The sequence below is a fragment of the Flavobacterium tistrianum genome (genome assembly GCF_003254545.1).
Classification (GTDB): Bacteria; Bacteroidota; Bacteroidia; order Flavobacteriales; family Flavobacteriaceae; genus Flavobacterium; species Flavobacterium tistrianum.
The window spans coordinates 56941-80002 of record NZ_QJRH01000071.1; the positions used below are offsets into that span (position 1 = coordinate 56941).

Annotated in this window: 20 protein-coding genes and 2 tRNA genes; 13 read left to right on the plus strand and 9 right to left on the minus strand. The window is 34.5% G+C overall.

Annotated features, from left to right (window positions below):
* Positions 1–16: 16 nt before the first annotated feature.
* The 3 genes from trmB to DMB71_RS15300 form a co-directional block, all read right to left on the minus strand.
* Positions 17–694, minus strand: a complete 678-nt coding sequence (gene trmB / locus DMB71_RS15290) for a tRNA (guanosine(46)-N7)-methyltransferase TrmB (RefSeq protein WP_111368046.1) — start codon at positions 692–694, stop codon at positions 17–19.
* 137 nt (positions 695–831) lie between these two features.
* Positions 832–2214, minus strand: a complete 1383-nt coding sequence (locus DMB71_RS15295; protein WP_111367534.1) for an ammonium transporter — start codon at positions 2212–2214, stop codon at positions 832–834.
* A 263-nt stretch (positions 2215–2477) separates the two neighbouring features.
* Positions 2478–2966, minus strand: coding sequence for a nuclear transport factor 2 family protein (locus DMB71_RS15300; RefSeq protein ID WP_111367536.1), 489 nt, complete (start codon positions 2964–2966; stop codon positions 2478–2480).
* Positions 2967–3201: 235 nt separating this feature from the next.
* Here DMB71_RS15300 and DMB71_RS15305 point away from each other — a divergent pair, with 235 nt between their 5' ends.
* On the plus strand, positions 3202–3864 hold the full coding sequence (locus tag DMB71_RS15305; protein WP_111367538.1) for a hypothetical protein: 663 nt from the start codon (positions 3202–3204) through the stop codon (positions 3862–3864).
* A 154-nt stretch (positions 3865–4018) separates the two neighbouring features.
* Here DMB71_RS15305 and DMB71_RS15310 read toward each other — a convergent pair whose 3' ends face one another.
* On the minus strand, positions 4019–4333 hold the full coding sequence (locus DMB71_RS15310) for an HPF/RaiA family ribosome-associated protein (protein ID WP_111367540.1): 315 nt from the start codon (positions 4331–4333) through the stop codon (positions 4019–4021).
* Between the two features lie 344 nt (positions 4334–4677).
* Here DMB71_RS15310 and DMB71_RS15315 point away from each other — a divergent pair, with 344 nt between their 5' ends.
* Positions 4678–4911 (plus strand): hypothetical protein, encoded by a 234-nt coding sequence (locus DMB71_RS15315; protein ID WP_111367542.1) that lies wholly within the window; start codon positions 4678–4680, stop codon positions 4909–4911.
* A 35-nt stretch (positions 4912–4946) separates the two neighbouring features.
* On the opposite strand, the gene DMB71_RS15320 is transcribed toward DMB71_RS15315, so the two are convergent.
* The 5 genes from DMB71_RS15320 to DMB71_RS15340 all read right to left on the minus strand — a co-directional run bounded on the left by DMB71_RS15320 (position 4947) and on the right by DMB71_RS15340 (position 10804).
* Complete coding sequence (locus tag DMB71_RS15320) at positions 4947–5222, minus strand: hypothetical protein (protein ID WP_111367544.1); 276 nt, start codon at positions 5220–5222, stop codon at positions 4947–4949.
* 21 nt (positions 5223–5243) lie between these two features.
* Positions 5244–6557: a phospholipase D-like domain-containing protein gene (locus tag DMB71_RS15325; protein ID WP_111367546.1), complete on the minus strand. Its 1314-nt coding sequence runs from the start codon at positions 6555–6557 to the stop codon at positions 5244–5246.
* Between the two features lie 2 nt (positions 6558–6559).
* The gene (gene dcm / locus DMB71_RS15330) at positions 6560–7789 is read right to left on the minus strand and encodes a DNA cytosine methyltransferase (protein WP_111367548.1); all 1230 of its coding nucleotides are present in this window, start codon (positions 7787–7789) and stop codon (positions 6560–6562) included.
* 53 nt (positions 7790–7842) lie between these two features.
* Complete coding sequence (locus DMB71_RS15335; protein ID WP_111367550.1) at positions 7843–8235, minus strand: hypothetical protein; 393 nt, start codon at positions 8233–8235, stop codon at positions 7843–7845.
* Positions 8236–8332: 97 nt separating this feature from the next.
* Complete coding sequence (locus DMB71_RS15340; protein WP_111367552.1) at positions 8333–10804, minus strand: AsmA family protein; 2472 nt, start codon at positions 10802–10804, stop codon at positions 8333–8335.
* 230 nt (positions 10805–11034) lie between these two features.
* Between DMB71_RS15340 and trxA the strand changes: the two genes are divergently transcribed.
* The 11 genes from trxA to DMB71_RS15395 all read left to right on the plus strand — a co-directional run bounded on the left by trxA (position 11035) and on the right by DMB71_RS15395 (position 22950).
* A complete protein-coding gene (gene trxA, locus DMB71_RS15345) occupies positions 11035–11352 on the plus strand; it encodes a thioredoxin (protein ID WP_008466289.1) in 318 nt (105 codons plus the stop codon).
* 148 nt (positions 11353–11500) lie between these two features.
* Complete coding sequence (locus DMB71_RS15350) at positions 11501–14074, plus strand: M1 family metallopeptidase (protein WP_111367554.1); 2574 nt, start codon at positions 11501–11503, stop codon at positions 14072–14074.
* Positions 14071–14997 carry a DUF58 domain-containing protein gene (locus DMB71_RS15355; RefSeq protein ID WP_111367556.1) on the plus strand — a complete coding sequence of 309 codons (927 nt, stop codon included), beginning with the start codon at positions 14071–14073 and terminating at the stop codon, positions 14995–14997. Before DMB71_RS15350 ends, DMB71_RS15355 begins: the two co-directional genes overlap by 4 nt.
* Before the next feature lie 86 nt (positions 14998–15083).
* Positions 15084–15157, plus strand: a tRNA-Asp gene (locus DMB71_RS15360).
* Between the two features lie 732 nt (positions 15158–15889).
* Positions 15890–15963, plus strand: a tRNA-Asp gene (locus DMB71_RS15365).
* A 216-nt stretch (positions 15964–16179) separates the two neighbouring features.
* Positions 16180–17001 carry a helix-turn-helix transcriptional regulator gene (locus DMB71_RS15370; RefSeq protein WP_111367558.1) on the plus strand — a complete coding sequence of 274 codons (822 nt, stop codon included), beginning with the start codon at positions 16180–16182 and terminating at the stop codon, positions 16999–17001.
* 334 nt (positions 17002–17335) lie between these two features.
* On the plus strand, positions 17336–18628 hold the full coding sequence (locus tag DMB71_RS15375; RefSeq protein WP_239452988.1) for a TolC family protein: 1293 nt from the start codon (positions 17336–17338) through the stop codon (positions 18626–18628).
* A gap of 119 nt (positions 18629–18747) precedes the next feature.
* Positions 18748–19797 carry an HlyD family secretion protein gene (locus tag DMB71_RS15380; RefSeq protein WP_111367562.1) on the plus strand — a complete coding sequence of 350 codons (1050 nt, stop codon included), beginning with the start codon at positions 18748–18750 and terminating at the stop codon, positions 19795–19797.
* A 1-nt stretch (position 19798) separates the two neighbouring features.
* Positions 19799–21382, plus strand: coding sequence for an MFS transporter (locus DMB71_RS15385; RefSeq protein WP_111367564.1), 1584 nt, complete (start codon positions 19799–19801; stop codon positions 21380–21382).
* A gap of 302 nt (positions 21383–21684) precedes the next feature.
* The gene (locus tag DMB71_RS15390) at positions 21685–22344 is read left to right on the plus strand and encodes an HAD family hydrolase (protein WP_111367566.1); all 660 of its coding nucleotides are present in this window, start codon (positions 21685–21687) and stop codon (positions 22342–22344) included.
* Between the two features lie 372 nt (positions 22345–22716).
* Positions 22717–22950, plus strand: a complete 234-nt coding sequence (locus DMB71_RS15395) for a hypothetical protein (protein ID WP_111367568.1) — start codon at positions 22717–22719, stop codon at positions 22948–22950.
* Positions 22951–23062 lie beyond the last annotated feature (112 nt).

Consider the following 23062-nt stretch of genomic DNA (forward strand, 5'->3'; position numbering starts at 1 on the left):
GGTTTCAAAATTAAAGTTAGTCTTTAATTTTGAAACGAATATACGTAATTGCCTTATTAATTTCTAAATATTGTTTTTCGTAGAAAGTCTGAATAGAAGTCACAACTTCTGGGCTTCCTTCGTTTTTGTATACATTATGATTTGCGTATAAAACTTCGTGACCTTCTCCGTGAAGCAATCCAAGAGTATAACCGTGCATAAATTCGCTGTCGGTTTTAAGGTTTACGACACCGTCTTTTTTCAAGATTTTTTTGTACAATTTCAAGAACTCAGAATTAGTCATTCTATGTTTAGTTCTTTTATATTTGATTTGTGGATCTGGGAAAGTAATCCAGATTTCGTCTACTTCGCCTTCAGCAAAAATATGGTCGATCAATTCGATTTGTGTACGTACGAAAGCAACATTGTGAAGACCGTTTTCTACAGCAGTTTTTGCACCTCTCCAGAAACGCGCTCCTTTAATATCGATTCCGATAAAATTTTTGTTTGGGTATTTTTCTGCTAATCCAACAGAATATTCTCCCTTTCCGCATCCTAATTCTAAAACTAATGGATTATCATTTTTAAAGAAATCAGAGTTCCATTTTCCTTTTAAAGGCATTAAATCGCCTACAACTTCTTCTCTGGTTGGTTGAAAAACGTTTTGAAATGTTTCGTTTTCTCTGAATCTCTTAAGTTTATTTTTACTTCCCACTTTTACAAAAATTTTCGGCAAAATTAAGGAATATAAACGAATGAAAATAGCGTAATTAGGTTTAAAAAGTTTTCCGCCACGAATTCACGAATTTTATTTTAAAAATAATTCGTGAATTCGTGGCGGAAAAAATAATATTAACCGTAATGAGGTTCTGTAATTGGTTTTAATTTTGGATCAAGAGATTCATCATGTTGAGACAAATCCAATCCGATGTGTTCTGATTCTTCTGAAACTCTCAGTGGAATAATGAAATTGGTTACTTTAAACAAGAAATAAGCTCCGAAGAAAGTAAAAATCGAAACTAGAACCAATGCCATCATGTGATGTCCGAAAACATTCCATCCGCCGTGAAGTAAACTTGCATCTTCACCGTGAGCGAAAATGGCAGTTAGAATCATTCCCATTATTCCACCAACACCGTGACAAGCAAACACGTCAAGCGTATCGTCGAATTTTTTAGAGTATTTACAATTTACAGCTGTATTAGAAACCAACGCCGTAATGAAACCAAAGAACATACTTTCTGGCACCGAAACAAATCCTGCGGCAGGCGTAATGGCAACAAGACCAACTACGGCACCAATACAAGCTCCAAGAGCAGAAACTTTTCTTCCGTTCATTCTATCAAAGAAAATCCAAGTTAGCATTGCTGCGGCAGACGATGTTGTAGTTGTAGCAAAAGCCATTGCAGCAGTTCCGTTGGCAGCAAGAGCAGATCCAGCGTTGAATCCGAACCAACCGAACCAAAGCATTCCTGTTCCTAATAGTACAAACGGAATATTGGTTGGAATATGCTGGCTATTTTTTCTTTTTCCTAAAACAATAACTCCCGCCAAAGCTGCAAAACCAGAACTCATATGAACCACAGTTCCTCCTGCAAAATCTTTAACGCCAAAATAGCTTCCTAAAACGCCCGTTGGGTACCAAACGGCGTGACATAAAGGAGCATATATAAAAATGGTAAATAAACTAATAAAAACTAAATAAGAAATAAAACGAACACGTTCTGCAAACGAACCTGTGATAATTGCAGGACAAATGATAGCAAATTTCATTTGAAACAAAGCAAAAAGCATAAACGGAATCGTGCTTGCCAATTGTTTATGAGGCAGAACGCCAACATAATCCATAAAAGCAAAAGTGGTCGGATTACCAAAAAAGCTGTAAAAATGGTCTCCAGAGCCAAAACCAACCGGTTCTCCAAAAGCCAAACTAAAAGCTACTACAACCCATAAAAGCGTAACTACACCTAGACAGATAAAACTTTGAAGCATGGTCGAGATAACGTTTTTCTTGCCTACCATTCCGCCATAAAAGAAAGACAATCCTGGAGTCATGATTAAAACCAGACAGCTCGAAGTAAGCATCCAGGCAACATCGGCAGGAACAATATGATCTATAGTTCCAAATTCTGATAAAACATAATTATTTTCTGTAACTGTTGGCCAAAATGCCCCTATCGTACATACGACGCTTATCATGATAAAGGAGATAATCCAGCGTTTTTCTATTTTCATTTTTAAAATACTTTGTTTAACCCTATTTTTTTTAGGGTCAAAGTTAGAAAAAAATAAAGATTCTTGTTTTTAAGGCTGTTAAAATAGAGGTATGGGTTTTATTTTGATGAATTTTATAAAATACGGTTCTTTTTTTTGACAGTATCTTATTCTAAAGTTACAAAAAAGCGCTGTTTTTGCCGAATTAATTAAAATTAATCTGCTAACAGCGCTTCTAATATGCTCAAAAAGTTATGTTTATAATAAGAAAACAGTAAAATGTTTTATTTTTTCTGAAGTTTTGCAATCAAAGCATCTTCAATTGGCGCTTTTATCTTGGTTACAGCATCAACTTCGTCATTCGGAATTGTCATTGACAGAACATAATGCTGAATTTTCCATTCGTTGCCCACTTTAACCAAAACTCCAGAACCGCGACAGATTTTCATTTGTGTATCTAGCAATTCGTCAAACCAAGCAATTTTTCCGCTTTTGTCAAAAAAGATGTGGCGTTCTAATGCTTTAAAATTCCATGTAGTTCCTTTGTCGAAAAAAGGTTTTGCCCAAACAGCGAACTCTTTTTTAGTCCAATTTTCAGTTGCATCGGTTCCGATATAGATTGCGTCGTCTGCCAATACATTAAAGTAAGCATCGTATTTTACTTCGCCTGCAGCTTTATGCCACGCGTCTAAGGTTTGATTGATTTTGTTTTTGTCGGTTTGTGCATTTGCAAAAGAAGTAACGAATAAAAGAAGTAGAATTGTTTTTTTCATGAGATATGTTATTTGAGTTTAAAGGTATAATTTTTTTGACGATGAAAGTGAGGTTTCTCGCAATGCTGTTTTTTGAATCTCGCAAAGTCGCAAAGTTTATTTTAAGATGCCTAATGACTATGTGCCTTTGCAACTCAGTACCTTTGTACCTCATTAAATTATCATTAACATTGTTCATGTCATTTAATCTCTCAAAAAACCACTATATTTGATTCTCAATAAAAATACCCCAGTCATGAATCCAAAAATACTTATCAGTTCACTAGCCATAACTTCCTTATTATTTATTTCCTGTAAAAAGGAATTAGAGCCTCAGGAAAGTACAGCAACTTCCGAATTAGTAAGGTTAGGACTTGCAAAAGATACAACTAAACCAGCTGCGCCAGTGGTGCAAAACCCTGCAGCGAACCCAAATACAGTTTTAAGCGATACTAAAGGAATCAATCCTGCTCACGGACAGCCGGGACACCGTTGCGATATTGCGGTTGGAGCTCCTTTAAATTCTGCGCCGACACAGCAAGTGCAGGCAACTCAAGGACAAACGGTGCAAGTAAATCCGAGTCAGCAACAGAAAATGGTTACGACTACAACTGCTACGCCAGTAAAAGTGGCAAAAGGAATGAATCCGCCACACGGACAACCAGGACATAGATGTGATATTCCTGTCGGAGCGCCTTTAAATTCGCCTAAAGCGACAACAACTGCAACAACGACAAATACGGCTCAAAGCGGAACAGTTACGCAAAACTTTAGCGTTACTCCGCCAGCATCAAATCCAGTTCCTGCTTTGTTAAGCACAGAAGGGAATGAGGCAGCAGTAGCAGACGGAATGAATCCGCCACACGGAAAACCAGGCCACCGTTGCGATATTGCCGTTGGAGCTCCTTTACCGAAATAAAATAAACCATATAAGTGATATAAGAGAATTTAAGATTCTCACTTATTATAACCCACAAAAAAAGCGAAGCACTTTAGTACTTCGCTTTTTTTGTGATATAAAGTTTTTCAGTAAACTTAAAATGAACTTATATCACTTATATGGTTTAAAAAAATTAATGTTCTTTTATTTTTTCGAAAGTCGTAGTCAATGTTTTTTTAGCTTTGGCCAATGCACCGCTGAAAGCTTTTTCAAGTGTTTCTGCATGTTCTGTAACCGTAATTGGCTGTAGTTTTACAGGACGAACTTCTATCACACATTTTTTGTCATGCAAGCTGAATTTTTCTCCATTTTCATCTCCAAAATGAATTTCTACGCGAGTAATTTTATCTTGAAAACGGTCTAAGCTTTTTTCTACTTCTCCAGAAAAATAGCTTTCTAATCTTGCACTTCCTTCAATGTTTTTGTCGGTGTTGATTTGTACTTTCATAACAAATAAAATTTAATGATTCATTCTCAAACTTACCGATTTTTGATGCAAAAGACAAGTGGGTTAAGGAAATATTATGAAATTTTAAAATGATTTATTTTTCAATTTTGTAACTTCGATTTGGAAAAAATATACTCAGAGTATTTTATTTTTTAAATAAAGAAAAAACTTACAATTTATTTTTGTTTTTCATATATTTGGAGTTCCTAAAATTCAAGATTATGAACACAAAAAAATTCTTGCCCATGTGGTATGCTGACGTTATTGGAAACAACCGTAGCGCGTTCTTGAATGCGCAGGACAGCTAAGCCACATGGGTTTTTTTATTCCTAAAATTCAAGATTATGAGTACCAACGCCCTTTCCAAAGAAACCGAATTGAGGTTGACAGAATTCTTCAACAATTCAATCGATTCCAAAAGTATGGCAAAAACCATTAGGCAAGTCAATTTCCTAATTGCGTTAAATGCAATACGAGAAGATGGATTTATGAAAACTGAAACCGTAAATATTGAAGATGGTTTCTTTTGGCTAAATGAATTAGCAGAAATTCTTGATCCTTATTTGGGGATTGAGTAAGAAATGAGAAAAAGCCACTGGGAAAGTGGCTTTTTTTAGTTATTCTGGGTTGTTTTTTCTGGGTAAATCGTATTAAAATAGTTTTCGAAAGCTTTGCATAGTAATTCTTTATCAACCTCTAAAAGCTCATTTCTAATATCCCAATCTTTGATATACTCTTCATCTTCAATGCAAATTTCTTCTCCTTCAAGTTTTCTAGTTAAAATATCACTTAGTAAAACATTATTACAGCTGGAATATTCGGGATAATATTTCTCTATAAAAGCCCAGTAGTTAAATTGATCTTTTTCTTTCTTTTCTAGATATTCCATTTTTTTTAGATTATTGCATTTTTATCCCATAAAGTTATCTTCATCCATCGGAACAGGCTCATCTTTCATAAACAATTCAAAAGAGCCAATAGGAGCGAAGTCAATATTAATTACGGTATAATCATTTTTATTTCGCCATAAACGAACAGAATCTGTTCCTTTCTTTTCTAACCATTCACGAGTTACAGGTTCTCTTTCTTTGAGTCCTAAAACATCTACAAGTAGCCATTGGCCTAACGCAGATTGCCCAAATCTTTTTCCGTTTTCATCTTTTAAAGTGTTGCTTCCAGATTGTAAACCTTTCATGTTGTCTTGAGTAACTAAAGCAGGAATTGTTTTTCCATTTGGTAGTTTTAAAGAAAAACGCACTTCAGGTTTTTCATCTGAAGGACCTTTATAATCATCTTTAATTTTTTCAAATTCAAATATGTTAGATGTAAAAAAATCAGGATGCTTTTTATGAAATTCTCTAGGAATAGGAACATAAATTTCATTTAAAGGTCTTGGGGTACTACTTCCTTTACTTTTAGGTGCAGCATTCCATGCATTTAGTCCAGATTTTTCTTCTACTTCTTTAGATTGATAAGAATATAGAGGTAAGTAAACTTCAATTATATCTTGTTCTGCAACTTTTGTTGTTTCAACAAGGTCAAAGTATGCTTTCAGTAAAAATGAAAAAGGATCCTCAATAATTTTTACATCAAATTTATTGAGTGTTAAAGTATTGTATTTGTCAGAGTCAAATTTTTGCCATATTTGAGAATCAGCAAATGTATATCTATAATCTTTATTTCCATCAGACCAAGATAAAGCGGACGATGTTGCGCTAAAATCTTTAATTTTATTTACATCAATTAAAGGATATGCACATTCATTAATAGTGAAAATGCCTTTATCACGTGTTATGTAGTGATAAATGTTTTTGTCTTCAGATAGCCCTAAACGTTCATAATCACTTTGCATTCTTTGATTTTTAATCTCAGAAATTTTATATGCTAATGAATATAAATCACCACGATATTCATTAATATCATTTTGATAACGCTTAAGTTGCATAACTTTTTGAAAAGATGGTTTGCTTCCCATCCAAGTTTTTAAACCGATTCCGATACGTTCATCACCAAATACTGAAAGTACATCATGTGGTGTATTTCCAATATCAACATTTTGGCTATTAAAAATTTTTGTAAATACAGTTTCTTGAAATTTAGAATCAAGGTATGGAATTAAATCTCCTTGCTTTTGGCGAAAGAGGTTTGATAATGCTCCATAAACTTGTAAAAACTTTATATACTCACCTCTTTGGTCGCTAGAAAATTGTTCCCAAACACTCATGTTTATAAGACATTTAAAATTTCTTGACTAATTCTCTCAATTAATGTCGTTGTTACTGAATTTCCAGCTTGCATATATAATTTACTATTAGCAATATTTGGTAAAATATACTTATCCATTGGATATCCTTGAAACGCAAAACATTCTTTCGGAGTTAATTTTCTAATGCCATAATCATCAAGAATTAAGGGAACATTATGTCCTCCTGTTCCCATATTAGCAGTTAAAGTTGGACAAACTTGGTTTTTGTTTTCTCTAACATAAACTCTTCTCCATTGATATATTGTATCTTTTGAAGTTATTGTTTTTTCTAATTCAGGATAATATTGGTGATCTTTTTTGTAATAAAGATTGTCTGCCTGTTTTCCTTTTTCTAAAATGTCATGAATTGTTTTGGTTAAAGGAATAGGCTCAGGAAATTTAAAATCTCCATGATTTGGTACTTGCTCTTTGTCAAATGCTACAATAAAAATACGCTCTCTATTTTGCGGAACATTAGCGTGGGTAGAAGAATTTAAAACTTTAGTGTAAGCTTTATAGCCAAGTTTTTCTTCTAATATTTCTAAAATTACTTTAAACGTATTTCCTTTATCGTGTGATACTAGATTTTTTACATTTTCAAGAAAAACTACTTTTGGTCTTTTTGCTTCAATAATTTTCTCTACATCGAAAAATAAAGTGCCTCTTGTGTCTTGAAATCCTTTTCTGTTTCCAGCAATAGAAAAAGCTTGACAAGGAAATCCTGCACATAAAATTTGGAAATCATCGGGTATATAGTTTTTTATACTTTTCTTAGTTATATCACCGAATGGTATCTGACCAAAATTTGCAAAATATGTTTTCTGGGAGTCTTTATTAAACTCACTTGTGTATACGCATTCGCCACCGATGTTCTGTAGAGCAATTCTAAAACCACCAATTCCTGCAAATAAATCTATAAATTTGAAAGTAGAGTTTTCAGGAGTTTTGAAGGGAACATTTGTGACCTCATATAATAATTGTTGTATTGCAGAATCAGAAACATAATTTATGCTTTCTTCTTTATTTTTATACTCTACAACATTATCGAGATACTTTAAAGCCTCCTCTTTATAGTGATTTTTTATTTCTTTATAATTAGTATGGAAATAATGTGTTATAACGGCATCTTTGTTGTCTTCTTCTTCTAATTCTTTAATTTTGAGATTTTTATACTCTAACTCGTTGCTAATTTTTTGTTCTGCTACCTTCATTATTTTCTCTAAAATTAAAGGTGCAATTTATGAATAATAATTAGAAATTAGAATTATATTTTAGTCAAAAGAATTTCTGTTGGAGATACAAATTCAACTTTAATAAGGTCGCCAATTTTTGTTTGAGTATGTGTAAACCAAGCTCCTAAAAGTTTAAGATTTCTATTGCCATGTAAATTTTTAGCATAAATGCTTCCTTTTTTTGAAAATCCAGAGGCTTTTAACTCTTGGTCCTTAAAAAAACCATCACTTGTACTGAATTTATAAATATTACTTTGTCTTTTATTATTGATATTAGTAATGTTAAAAGACATTGCATATTTTAAAGGAATTGGAACGTAACCTTCATTCCCAATCCTTGCTCTTGAATATGTTTTGCGATGAGTCCCCCATCCTAGATGAGTTTTTTTTAAGGGTACAATGTATTGATTTCCAGTATGTGGCATTTTTTTTATTTTTTAGGATTATTTTTTTGTTTCTCGACAAGAATATTGATAAATGCGAAACTATAAAAGCGTATTTATACCTGATTCTTATAAAAAATCACCCCTTATCCTTCTTCCCCCACTTAACCTTCATTTTTCCCTCATTATCATAAGCAATCAAATGCAGGACAATACCGCGTTCGCGAACGGCTTTTCGTTCTTCTTTGGTGGCGAGTTTGGCGTCGTTTTTAGAATTTCTTAGCGGAACTGTAAGCGCGAGATTGGTGCCTCGGCCGAAAGAATACACGCCTTCTGCATCAAGATTAAGAACGCTCGAACTGATGGTAAGTTTATTGACATCGACTTGTTCGCCACGCAGATTAAGGGAACCAGACAAATCGCTGAAAGTAATATTTTCTACATCGCGAAACGGAAATGCAAATTTGCCGACTTTCATAATCGGTTCAAAATTAAGTAAGGCACCTTGGTTGACATTAAAATCGAGTTTTCCTTTCATAGAATTCATGATCAAATCGCCCGTGCTGCTCATTAAACCTGTAACATTAGCATTACTAGTTAATCGGCCGCGAATGTTTTTTGGACTGAAAGATTTGATTCCAAAGTTGTTGAAAGATCTTAAAAAACTCGCAATATCAACTCGGTTTACCTGTGCGTTTGAAGTAAAAACATAGCGATTTCCGCTTGGTTCAACAGAACCGCTAAAGTTTATACTTCCGCCAGAGGTGTTTAATGTTCCGTTTTTGAGCAGTATTTTAGAATTGAGCATTTGCAATGTAGCCTGAGTATTGGTTGCCGTAAGCGCGCCATATGTTATTTTATCGGCTTTGAGATTAATGACAGCCGTACATTTTTCGATTACCGATCTTAATTGATTTGTAAAATTGACATTCTTTTTTACTGGTTTTTTCTCCGCCACTTTTTGTTTAGGAGAATTTTCTAAAACGCCTATAAACTGTTTTACATCAATATTTGGACAATAAATATTCCAGTTTACCACCATTTTTTCGGGTGCATCGTAATAGAGATTTAAGAAATTATCAATTTTTCCGTCAATGCGAATGATGTTCTTTTTGTGTTTGTAAGCTATTTTTTTAATGTAAAGCGCTTCTTGCGTAAAAGACAATTGCACCGCCGTTTTTTCGGCATGAATCTTTTTCGGAAGATAATCGAATGTAGCATCAGCAATATCAACATCGCCTGTAAATTTGGGTTTATTGATGTACAAATCGACAATATCAAACTGAAATTTCAAATTGGCTTTGGCATGACCGCTTTCAAAATGAAGAATTTTTTCGTTCGTCATTCCGTTGAGTTTCGAAATGTCAAAATCGGCATTTACAACTCCTGTCGCAATTGGTTTTTCGAGATTGTTAATTACGGCTTGTGCAATTTTTAGCGGAATGCTTTCGTATTCGGCTTTAAAATGGGTGAGAATAATGGCGGAGTTTGGATCGCTGGATTCCTTTTCGGGTTTAAAAGTGTTCGTAAAAATTCCTTTAAAACTGCAATTGGTAAACAAACCATCAGGAATAGTCAGTTCGTTATCGCGAATGTCGGCCTGCACCACAATTTTCGGATCGCCTTCAACATTCAGATCGCCTTTTATATCGCAGTTTACCTTAATCGGTTTTTTGATATCAAATTGGTTGAGTTTCGAACTAATGTTTGCCGATAATAAATTGGAAGCATTCCGCCATAAAATATCTGTTCCGATATTGATTCCGAAAAGCGAATTGTTTTTTCCGATATTAAAGAAAGCGATAATATCAAAAACGTCAGAACCAATTTTAAGTCCTTTGGTTTTAATATCTATTTTCTGATTGGCTTCGGCATACGAAATATCAAAATAGCCTTCAAGAACTTTTTCTTTGGCAAAACTTCCATGAACGGTATTAAAAGCGAGGCTGTTAATTTTGGTCTTCAAAAACAAATTGGTCTGCCAGCTGTCATCTTCATAATTTACTTTTGAATCTAAACTCGCCACATCAAAATCAAACAATTTATGCCCCAAATGATTGTCAATAATTACGTGCACTTTGTTGAGGTTTACTTCGTCAATTGTCGTTTCGGGTTTTTCTTTATCGGTTTGCGGTTTCTTCTTTTTGGGTTTAAAAATATTGGCATTAGAATAACCGTTTTTGGCTTTGTAGATATAAATATCAGCGTCGTTGATCAAGATTTTATGAATGTTGATTTCGTGTTTCAATAAACTCAAAATATTCAAACGTGCTTCGATTTCTTTTGCTCTCAGCAAAGTATGTTTGTGGCTTTGCCATTGATTGTCTTTTATTTCGACATCATTCAGCGCCAATGTAAAGTTTGGGAAACCCGTTAGAAACTTATAATGAAAATCACCAATATGAAATTTGCCATTTATATTCTCATTGATTTTGGTATTGACTTTGGCAATAATTTCAGCTTTATTTCGATTAAAATATATCGATAAACCTCCGCAGGCAAGCAGAAGAATCGCGATTATGCCCAAAATAAAATATCCAAAGCGTTTGGCATATTTTTTAAAAGAATCAGATTGCAGAAAGGATTTTGTTTTGGATAAAGTTTCTTTCATGTTAATCGTATTTTTGGATAACTAAAGATACTAAAAAAATGCTAAAAAGTTTATTGGTTTGATTTTCAGGTAAATAAATTGTAAATTTAGCGTTATACAGTTTATAATTATTGACAATACATTTATAATGAAAACTAATTTAGTAATGGTGTTTGATTTATTTTAAATTTTTAAATTTGTACTGTAGTTTGAAAGTTAATATTTCAAACCTAATTTAATCTTAATATATTATGGCATTAGCAATAACAGATGCTACTTTTGATGAAGTAGTTTTAAAATCAGATAAACCAGTAATGGTAGATTTTTGGGCAGCATGGTGTGGTCCTTGTAGAATGGTTGGTCCAATCATTGACCAATTAAGCGAAGAGTACGCTGGTAAAGTAGTTGTTGGTAAAGTAGATGTAGATGCTAACCAAGAATTTGCTGCAAAATATGGTGTGCGTAACATACCAACCGTTTTGGTGTTTCAAAATGGTGAAGTAGTAGGAAAACAAGTAGGAGTAGCTCCGAAACAAGCCTACGCAGATAGTTTAGACGCTTTATTGTAATCTTAGATTGCAATTTATATAAAGAAGGTTTGACGAAAGTCAAGCCTTTTTTATTTTACTTCTGTCACGAATCAGGAATTTTTGCTTTAAATAATTCGTGAATTCGTGGCGGAATTTTTATTTTTACGAATCTTATATTCCTCTAAAAATGAAAATTTCCTACTCTTTTATTGCCTTCTTTATCACGATTACAATTGGATTTTCGCAATCTAAAACAAAAGGAAATATTACTTTAGAAAATGGTGTTTCAGAGCAATTGGCTCAGTTTAGAAAACAGCAGATTTCTAATGTTCAGTACATTTTGGATTTTAGTATTCCTAATCAAAAGGCAGAAAGCATTAACTCCATTTTGGTCTTAAATTTGAATTTAGCAGATTTGAGCGAGCCGTTATATTTAGATTTTAAAGAGAAAACGCAAAACATAAAATTGGTTTCGGCAAATGGAAAAACGATTGGTATTACTCATGAAAAAGGGCATATTGTAATTCCTAACGGGAATTTAATTTCAGGAAAAAATACCATTTCGATTTCATTCATTGCAGGCAATCTATCTTTAAACCGAAACGACGATTTTCTATACACTTTGTTAGTTCCAGATCGCGCAAGCACTTTATTTCCTTGTTTTGACCAACCCGATATAAAAGCGACTTACAAACTCAGACTTTCTGTGCCAAAAGATTGGTCGGTTTTGGCTGGAGCCGATGTGGTAGAGAAACTTGAAAAAGGAGATTTTGCGTCTTACACTTTTGGAGAATCGGACAAAATGAGCACATATTTATTTTCTTTTGTAGCTGGAAAATTCAAAAGCGCGACACAAAAACTAGGTTTAGAAATGACGATGCTGTATCGTGAAAATAGTCCGGAGAAATTTCGCGTAAGCGCTGATACTATTTTCAATTTACATCAGCAATCGTTAGACTTTTTAGAAAAATATACCAATTATAAATTTCCGTTTCAGAAACTAGATTTTGCTTCGATTCCTGTTTTTCAATATGGCGGAATGGAACATGTTGGCGCAATTCAGTACAGAGAATCTACTTTGTTTTTGGACAACAGTGCAACTGATACCGAAAAGTTAAACCGCGCCAAACTTATTGCTCACGAAACCTCACACATGTGGTTTGGTGATTTGGTAACCATGAAATGGTTTGACGATGTTTGGATGAAAGAGGTTTTTGCCAACTTCATGGCCGATAAAATCATGAATCCAATTTTTCCAAAAGTCAATCATAATCTACAGTTTTTTAGCGCGCATTATCCAAGCGCTTACGCGGAAGATAGATCTTTAGGAACACATCCTATCAAACAACATTTGGCAAATTTAAAAGATGCGGGTTCGTTGTACGGAGCCATTATTTACAACAAAGCGCCAATTATGATGCGTCAGTTAGAAGCTTCAATGGGAAAGGAAGCTTTTCAGAAAGGAATTCAAAAATACATTCAGAAATACGCCAACGACAATGCCGATTGGAATAATCTCGTAGAACTTCTCGATGCTGAAACTCCGCTAGATATGAAAAAATGGAGCGAGGTTTGGGTAAACAAATCCGGAAGAGCCATTTTTAAAGATAATATAGAATACGATTCTAAAAATAGAATCAGGAAGTTTGAAATTACGCAAAAGGCAGAAGATAAATCAGGAAATATCTGGGCTCAGGTTTTTCAGATTGGTTTAGTTTATGCTAAAGAGGTAAAAGTTTTATCAGTCAATATTAATGACAAAAATGCCGTTGTAAAAGAAGCTATCGGACTTGAAAAACCGCTTGCTGTTGTTTACAATTATAATGGTTTTGGATACGGAGTTTTTCCGCTTGGCGGGATTAATTTAAATTATATTACCTCTTTAAAAGATGAAATGGCAAGAGCTTCGGCTTACAGTAATCTTTATGAAAATATGCTTATTGGAAACATTTCGCCTGATGATGCATTTAGATGTTATTTCAGAGGAATTCAATTAGAAGAAAATGAGTTGGTTTTACGAATTATAACAAACAATATAAATGCTATATACTGGAGATTTTTTACAGAAAAGCAACAGAAAGTCAGTCAAAAAATGCTGGTTTATACTTTGTTTACACGTTTGCCAGCAGACTTGTCTTCTAATATTAAAAAAACCTTATTTGGTTTGTTTAGCTCTGTTGCTTATTCAGACTTGGCGTTAGGCAAATTATATAAGGTTTGGAACAGGGAAATTTCGATTCCCAATTTGAAACTGAACGAAGACGATTACACGAATATAGCAATGAATCTAGCGATTTTTAAACATCCACTAGCAGATGAAATCTTGGAGAAAACCAGAACATCGTTTACGAATCCTGATAAACAAAAGCGTTTTGAATTCTTGCTTCCGTCATTATCTAAAGACGAATCGGTTCGAAATGCTTTTATGGAATCTTTGAAAGACGATGCAAATCGCGAAAAAGAATCATGGGTTTCGGTTGGTTTGGCAAATATTCATCATCCGCTTCGTCAAGAAAGCGCGCAGAAATATATTAGATTTTCATTAGATTTGGTTGACGAAATTCAGCGAACGGGAGATATTTTCTTTCCGAAAGATTGGTTGGATAATACGATTGGGAAATATTCGTCGAAATTTGCTTTTGATGAAGTACAGCGATTCTTAAAAGAAAATCCTAATTTTAGTCCGATCTTGAAACGCAAATTGTTTCAGGCAACAGATTTGCTTTATAAGGCACAAAATATTAAAAAAGAAACCGAATGAAAATTGAATCGGAAATAGAAAAAGTCTCCAGTTTTCAGCACCTCGAAATGCTGGCAAATCAGGTTGTGGAAGGTTTTATATCGGGAATGCACAAGAGTCCGTTTCATGGATTTTCGGCCGAATTTGCCGAACATAAAGTTTATAATGCAGGAGAAAGCACTAAACATATTGACTGGAAATTGTTTGCCAAAACCGATCGTTTGTACACGAAACGTTTTGAGGAAGAAACCAATTTGCGCTGTCATTTGATCGTTGATAATTCATCATCAATGCATTATCCTGAACTCAAATCAAATCAGCCTTTTTACGAAAAGAAGATTGGATTTGCGGTTTTGGCTTCGGCAGTTTTAATGAATATTTTGAAGAAACAGCGCGATGCCGTTGGTTTGAGCGTTTTCTCAGATAAATACGAATATTACGCTCCAGAAAAAGGAAGCGATCGTCATCACAGAATGCTTTTAAATAAATTGGAAGAATTATTGGTTCAACCAAAAGTCAAAAAAACGACCGATACGATTACCTATTTGCATCAGATTGCTGAGAAAATGCATCGGCGTTCGATGATTATTTTGTTTACCGATATGTTTCAGACCGAAGATGATGAGAAATTATTCAATGCATTACAGCATTTAAAACACAATAAACATAAAGTGGTTTTGTTTCATGTCGTTGATAATGAAACCGAACTGAAGTTTGATTTTGATAACACGCCAAGAAAGTTTATCGACTTAGAATCGGGAGAAGAGGTTTCTATTTTTGCTGATAACGTAAAAGAGCAATATGAAAAAAGGGTAGAAGCTTATTTTAAAAATTTGGCTTTAACCTGCGCAAAGAACCAAATTAAGTACGTTCCGGTAAATGTAGGCGATAATTTTGAAAAAATATTGACCACATATTTAGTTGAAAAACAAAACTTTGGATAATGTTTTAAAAAATAATTTCATTTTTTTTATAAAAACGCTTGCAGAAATGAAATTCTGTTATATCTTTGCAACCGCAATAACGCAGAGGTTTGGTAGTTCAGTTGGTTAGAATACATGCCTGTCACGCATGGGGTCGCGGGTTCGAGTCCCGTCCAGACCGCAATATTGGGAAAAGCCTTTCTGTTAAGAAAGGCTTTTTTGCCCAAAAACGGTATCTAAGATTAGTTGTGTTGTTTTGCTACGACTTTGTAACTCGTAGCTGGTTTAGTAGTTAGACCAATGAAAAGCTTTCCACTTTTGTGGATGGCTTTTTTGATTTAAGACACTTTTGGTTTTGCTTAAGTCGGTGAAATTTTACCGCAAAGAGCGCTAAGATTTACGCAAAGTTCACAAAGATACTTTTTAAAGAATGCAAAGTCGCAAAGCTTACGATTGAGAAAGCTTTGCGATTTTTTTTTGCTTGATTCTGATTTTAACGAACAGTTTGTCATTCTGAGGAACGAAGAATCTCCGCAAGTAGCTCTACAAAGATTTTTCATTTATATATTTAAAATATAACCCCTAGTTTCAACCACGGGGACATAATGTGTAGCAATACGTTTCCGTGGTTGAAACTAGGGGCTGTGTTTGAAAACGAGATAAATGATGCTGCCTGAAAAACCTTTGTCAAAGTTTCAAACTTTGACAAAGGTCGAAAGATTAAAAAACTTTGTGCTTTTCGCTATTTCGATAGAGAAGAGCGCTTAAGTAAAGGAAAGTTCCTACTTTTTGATTAAAATTTGAATTTTTAAAATATTGGAATTTAACCCATTAAAAGTTTTTCAAAATTTTATTTTAAAAAACGCTTGCAGAAACAGAAATCTGTTGTATTTTTGCACTCGCAATAACGCAGGGTTTGGTAGTTCAGTTGGTTAGAATACATGCCTGTCACGCATGGGGTCGCGGGTTCGAGTCCCGTCCAGACCGCCTAAGTTTGTAAAAAGCTTCTCTTAACGAGAAGCTTTTTTGTTTTTATACAGCTTATGAAATTTAACCGCAAAGAGCGCAATCCCGATAGCTATCGGGATACGTAAAGTTCGCAAAGTTTTATTCGTATAGCTTTGCGAACTTTGCGTTTATAAGCGTAATCTTAAGAAAAAATCTTTTCGTGCTTTGCGGTTAAAATTCCTCTATCTTTATAATATGGAACCAGGAACTTTTAAAATAGATAAATATTATCTCAATAAAGTAGATGCCGATAAAAAAAGCATTTACTGTCATCATGATATAATGGGAGAATTGCTTGTTCCAACACATAAACACAACAAGGCGCAAATGTTATATGCAGAGGGAGATGTAGTTTTTGTGACAACTGAAACCAAATCATACTTTTTGCCTGCAAGACACTTTATCTGGATCCCCGCCGGAATAGAGCATAGCATCGAGCCGAAGTCGGAGCATGTAATGATGCGAAATTTATATTTTCCGGTTGAAAAGGATGAAGATGATTTTTACAAAAGTGAAGGCATTTATCCGGTAAACAATTTATTGCTTCAAATGATGATGTTTACCAATCAATGGAACGGAGATCTTAAAAAAGGAACTCCGAGTTTTGTTATTGCAAAAGCTATAAAGGCAATTCTTCCTCAAATATGTCATACCAATTTACCTTTAGAGCTTCCTCAGTCTAAAGATAAACGATTAGGAAAAATTCTTCGACATATTGAAAATAACCTCGGAGAGACTATTTTGTTTGCTGATGTCGCTCATGAATTTGGTTTCAGCGAACGCTCTTTGTATCGTTTGTTTCAAAAAGACCTTGGCATGTCGTTTATTCAATATTATACTATTCGTAGAATTTTAAAGGCAATCGAACTTTTATTAGAAAGAAAGCTTTCGGTAAAAGAGGTAGCCGAAGAAGTTGGTTACAATAGTGTTCCGACTTTCAGTAATACTTTTTTCAAGATTTTAGGCCAAAGACCTTCCGATTACTTAAACGGTGAAGAGATTTTGGAACGAAAATAATTTAATTTTCTCCCGCAGATTTAGCAAATCAAGCAGATTATTAATGTATTGAAATAAAAATCTGCACAATCTGCCAAATCTGCGAGAGAAATCAAAAAATAATCACAATCTAAATCTATTTTGTAATAAATTGTTTTTCAGTGTTTTAATATAACGTTTTCGGAAAACACGGTTTTAACATTTGTCCGAAATGAATATGTTCTTGGCTTTTTAGAATTATCAGTCATGATAAAAATGAAGGAACTTTGCAGCATCAAATATTAATGTATTCATGTTCCTTAAAACAACAAATTCTACAGACGACTGTTTTCCCAGAATCCTGCTGTTAATCTTAATGATATTAGCATTCAATGGCTTACAAGCGCAGGAAGTTCATTCGGTTTCATTACAAGAAGCTTTGAAGCTGGCTAAAGAAAACAACAAAAAAATCCTTAGATCTCAATTGGAGGTCACGCTCTCAGAGCAAAACATTAAAGAAAGAAAAGAACTCCGACTGCCAGACGTACAGCTAAACGGCATGTATTCTCGAATTACGAATATTACCGAATTTAAAGGAAGCGGGTTTTTAAAAGACAAAGAAGTTACACCGGCAATTCCTGAAATTTATGAGGTCAATTCGACTTTTAAAATGCCGATTTATGCAGGAAATAAGATCAATAATGCCATTAAAATTGCCAATCAGGAAAGCGAAATAGCTAAAATAAAAACCGAAAAGGCTGAAAATGATATCGAGCTTAAAGTTGTAGCTAATTATTTGGCAATTTATAAAATGATGGAACTTCAGAAAATATTCGAAGAAAACATCAAAGAAGAAAAAAGCCGACTGAAAGAAGTGCAATCGCTTCAAAAACATGGAACGGTTACGAAAAACGAAGTTATTCGTGCCGAATTACAGCTTTCAGATCGCGAATTGAATGCGTTAACTAACTCCAAAAACATTAAAATCGCACTTCACGATCTGAAAACGCTGATCCAGATTCCGGAAAACGAAGAAATTGCCATTGATACAACATCAAGTCTTGACGAAATGGACGGTCTAGATCCGTATGATTTTTATATGACTAAAGCTTTGCAGAACGAAGAAATGCGTATTGCAAGCCAAGAATTAAACATCAGCAAAACGGAACTGAAACTGGTTAAAGGAAATTATCTGCCAAGTGTTCATTTCTTTGGGAATTACGGTTTTTATTATCCAAACTATAAATTCTTTCCGCCAAATCCGTATCTGTACACTTTAGGGCAAGTCGGAATTGAAGCGACTTTTGACCTTTCGTCTTTGTATAAAAACAAAACGAAAATGGAGCAAGCCCATACCAAAATCAAATGGCAGGAAATGCAAAATGAAATTGTAAAAGAAGAAATTCAGGATAAGCTATATAAAGAGCACACACAATATCAGGAAATTCTTGAAAAGTTTGTGGTGGTTGATAAAGCTTTAGATCTAGCTAATGAAAATTATCGAATTGTAAAGCTGAAATATTTAAATCAATTGGTTTTGATTACCGAAATGGTCGATGCTGATAATGCTTTGCTTCAAGCAAAATACAACAAAATTTCTACCCGATTGGATGCGGTTTTAAAACATTACGAACTGCTTCATACGGCGGGGATAATGCCGCAGAGCTAGATGGTGAGGGATTAGGCTAAAGCCTTAGAAGAAAGAGGCAAGAGGCAAGACTTGATAAGAGAAAGATTAAAGAAGAAAGAATTTTTAGAAAAGAACTAAGTTAAAGAGATTAAGAAGATATGGTTAAGATAAAAAATGAAACTAGAAGAAATAAAACGTTTCATATACTAATAACAATTATTGCGTGTACGCTTGTGATAAGCGGTGTTATTTTAGGAATTTGGTTTTATGTATTCAACAGAAATCACGAAGAAACCAATGATGCTCAGGTTGAGCAATATGTAACGCCAATTATGTCGAGAATTACGGGTTATGTGCAGGAAGTTCGTTTTAACGAAAATCAGTTTGTGCATAAAGGCGATACTTTGGTTGTAATTGATAATAGAGAGTATCAATCAAAATTGAATGTGGCTCTTGCTGATGTTCAAAACGCGCAGCAAAACAGCGTTGTAGCTCAAAAAAATGCTATAAATACTGCAAGTGCGACAGCCATTAATGAAGCGCAATTAGACGCGGCAAAATCGAATCTTTGGAAAACTAAATTAGAATACGAAAGATACAAAGCCTTAGTAAGTGAAGAAGCGGCAACTTCTCAGCAATTAGAGAAAGTAAAAGCAGATTACGAATCGGCGCAGGCGCATTTTCAGGAAATGAAAAATAGAATTCATACTTCAGCTTTAAGCACTTCTGTTGCCGAAGCAAGCGTTCCGACAACGCAAACCAATATTGCATCCAAACAAGCTGTTGCCGATAATGCTGCTTTATTTCTTTCGTACACCATAATTACAGCGCCTTATGACGGCTGGGTTGGAAAACGAACTTTACAGCCGGGACAATTGGTAAAAGAAGGTCAGTCTTTATTGTCAATTGTAAGTAAAGAAAAATGGATTACAGCCAATTTTAAAGAAACGCAACTGCAATATTTAACCGTTGGACAAGATGTTGAAATAAAAGCCGATGCGTTGAGCGATAAAACTTTTGTTGGCACAATAGCTTCTTTATCGCCAGCGAGCGGGGCAAGATTTTCATTGCTTCCTCCAGACAATGCAACGGGTAACTTCGTAAAAATTGAACAAAGAATTCCAGTTAGAATTCAGTTGAAAGACAACGATAAACAAGCCGACTTTTTAAGAGCGGGAATGAATATTACTGTGATCGCAGCACACTAAAATGGAAGATAAAAGTATTTTTAAATCATGGGTTCCAAAATGGGCAATCATTACGATTTTGTTTGTTTGTCTCTTGCATTCCATGATTTTATTGGGAGTTTATACGTCAAACGTAACATATGCGGCAAGTTTTCTGGACATTGAGCCCGAAGATTTGCAGTACGCGATGTGCGTTACGTATGGAACTCTGCTGGCTACAATTCTTATAGAAAGCCGATTTTCGAGTTTTTTTCCTGCCAAAAATTACCTTATAGGAGTTTATTCCTTAATTGGAGTTACGATTGTGACGTCGGGTTATGTCGATAATTTTGCGGTTTTTCTATTGCTGAGAGTTGCCGAAGGAATCTTAATGGCGCTTCCTGCCATTACCATCAGACAATTGCTTATTGAGCAGTTTGATTCTAAAAATGCCATTATAATTGGTTTTTCCTTTTACTATGGTTCACTACTGTTGTCTACGCCTTTTATTATGAATATTGCGGTTTGGTTTCTGGATCATTACGATTGGAAATACATGCTGTATGTTTCGGGCGGACTGCAGGTTTTAAATGTCTTTTTAATCTTGGTTACTTTTCGTGGGCACCGAACAACAAGGAAAATCCCGTTGTATCAAATCGACTGGATGAGCTATTTTTTGGTTTTAACAGCTATTCTTTGCGGTGCCTACTTTTTTGTGTATGCCGAGAAAAAATATTGGTTCGAATCTTCTCAAATGGTTTTAATGCTTATTATGGCACTTGTTACAGGAGGTTTGTTCATCTTCAAAGAGCTTTTGGTCAAAAGGCCGACTTTTGATTTTGAAGTTTTTAAATACGCCAATCTTCGAATTGGATTTTTATTGTTCTTCCTGTTTTATATCAGCAGAGCAACGCTGAGTCTTTGCCATTCGGCTATGTATTCAATTTGGAATTGGGATCCGTCGCGAGTTGCTGGAGTGCAATACATTAACGGACTCGGAAATATTATTGGATTGGTTTTGGCGGCTTTTTTCTTGATGAAATCGCTTTCGACCAAAATTATTTTTCTGATTGGTTTTTCGCTGATTGCGTTGTATCACTTTTGGTTTACGTTTCTTTTTGTGCCCGATGTGGCTTTATCAGATATTATTGTTCCGTACTTTTTGCAGGGTATCGGAGTTGGATTGTTATTTGTTCCGTTGATTTTATTTACCACATCTTCGGTTCCTGCAAATATGGCGGTTTCTTCTGGAATTGTTGGGGTTTCGGGACGTTTCTGGGGAAGCACGATTGGCTTTTGCGTGATGCAGAATGCAACCGTATTTTTAAATAAAAAACACTTTTTGAAACTTAGTCAGTTTGTAACGGGCGAAAATCCCGAAGCACAGCAAAACATCGCCAGCACCACGCAGAGTTTTATTGCCAAAGGATATTCGGCAGATAATGCCAATGTTTTAGCTATGAAAAAAATCTTCGGAACGGTGGCAAAACAATCGACTTTATTAGCCGATATGGAGATTTATACCATTGTAGGTTATGGTTTATTAGTTTTGATTATTCTTATTGCTTGCAACCAGCATTTGAGACAGACTATGACTTTGATGAAAAGTAAGATTTGGATTGGGTAAAGATTTTGTTTGCTTCGCCTGTTCGAGCATAGCTCTCGAGTCAGGTTTAAAGTTTAAAGTTTTTGCCAATCTTTGTCTATTATTCTTGCAAAGGCGCAGAGATTTTTTTACTCTCGCAGATTGAGCAGATTAGATTTTTTAAATAAGAAAATAAATAATCCGCATAATCTGCCAAATCTGCGAGAGACAAATCCTTTAAATCTTTTTAATCTGTGGCTTTAAAATAAAAACTCTGCGAGAAACCTCGGTCCAACTCTACAGAATTAAGTATCTTGCAACCGTTAAAAACAACAAACAAAATTATGAGCCAGCAATGTGTAATTTTTGATATGGACGGTGTGATTTCGCACACCAATCCGCATCATGTAATCGCTTTTGAAAAGTTTTTCGATAAATATAATATTCCGTACACGAAAGAAGAATTTGAAGAACATATGTACGGAAAACACAATAGTTATATCATGACGCATTTCTTCAAACGTCCGATTGCGGGAGAAGAATTGATAAAACTGGAAGATGAAAAAGAAGGAATGTTTCGCGAGATTTACAAAGACAAAGTCGAAACGATTCCACATTATATGGATTTTTTAAACGAATTAAAATCTCGTGGTTTCAAAACCGCAGTTGCCACATCGGCGCCGCGTGCGAATCTGGATTTAATTGCCAATTTCTTGAAACTAGGTGACAAAATGGATTCGATGATGTCATCAGAAGACGTTACTTTTCATAAACCAAATCCTGAAGTATATTTGAAATCGGCAGAAAGAGTTGGAGTTTCTCCATCTGATTGTGTGGTTTTTGAAGATTCTTTTTCGGGTATTACAGCAGGATTAAATGCCGGAATGAAAGTAGTAGGCGTTTTGAGCACGCATACAAAAGAACAGCTTCCGCCATGCGATTTTTATATTAATGATTATAGTGAGATTAATGTCGATAAGATTTTAGAATTATTAGGGAAATAAATTCCAATTTTTTAAAATTCCAAATTCCAAACGATACGACACCTTTGTCAAAGTTTTAAACTTTGACAAAGGTTTTTTTGTGTAATATTTGTCATTTCGAGGAACGAGAAATCACACTAGAAACTCCATAAAGGAATGTGCTAGCCTTTGTCGATATACGAGTGTGATTTCTCGTTCCTCGAAATGACAAACAGACTTTAAAAAATAATCAATTGCCTCCTGCTTTAGCTGGAGGTTTTTTTATGTTTGAAAGGGAAAAGGCTTTAGCCGAAAATTGATTTCCATATGAAAAAAATAATTAGAGTTGAACGCATATATGGGTTCAATTGAAATTAGGTTCAAATGATTTTTGCAATATTTAAATCTAAAATTATGAGCACAAATTATTTCTCAGAAGAAGTTGAAACTAGATTAAAAGTTTTTTTTACCGAAATTATTGATCCAAAAGATATGGCTAAAACAATCCGAAAGGTAAATTATCTTCTTTCATTATACTCTATGCGAACTTGTAAAACTGATGAAACAGAATTACCTAATATGGATGATAATTTTTTTTGGTTGAATAAACTGGCAGAAGTTCTCGATCCTTATCTGGAGGTTGAATAAAAAAGAAAACAACTACGAAGTTTGTCATTTTGACGTAAGGAGAAATCACACGAGAAACTCCATAAAGAAAATCGCCAATCTTTGTAGATATACGCGTGTGATTCCTCGTTCC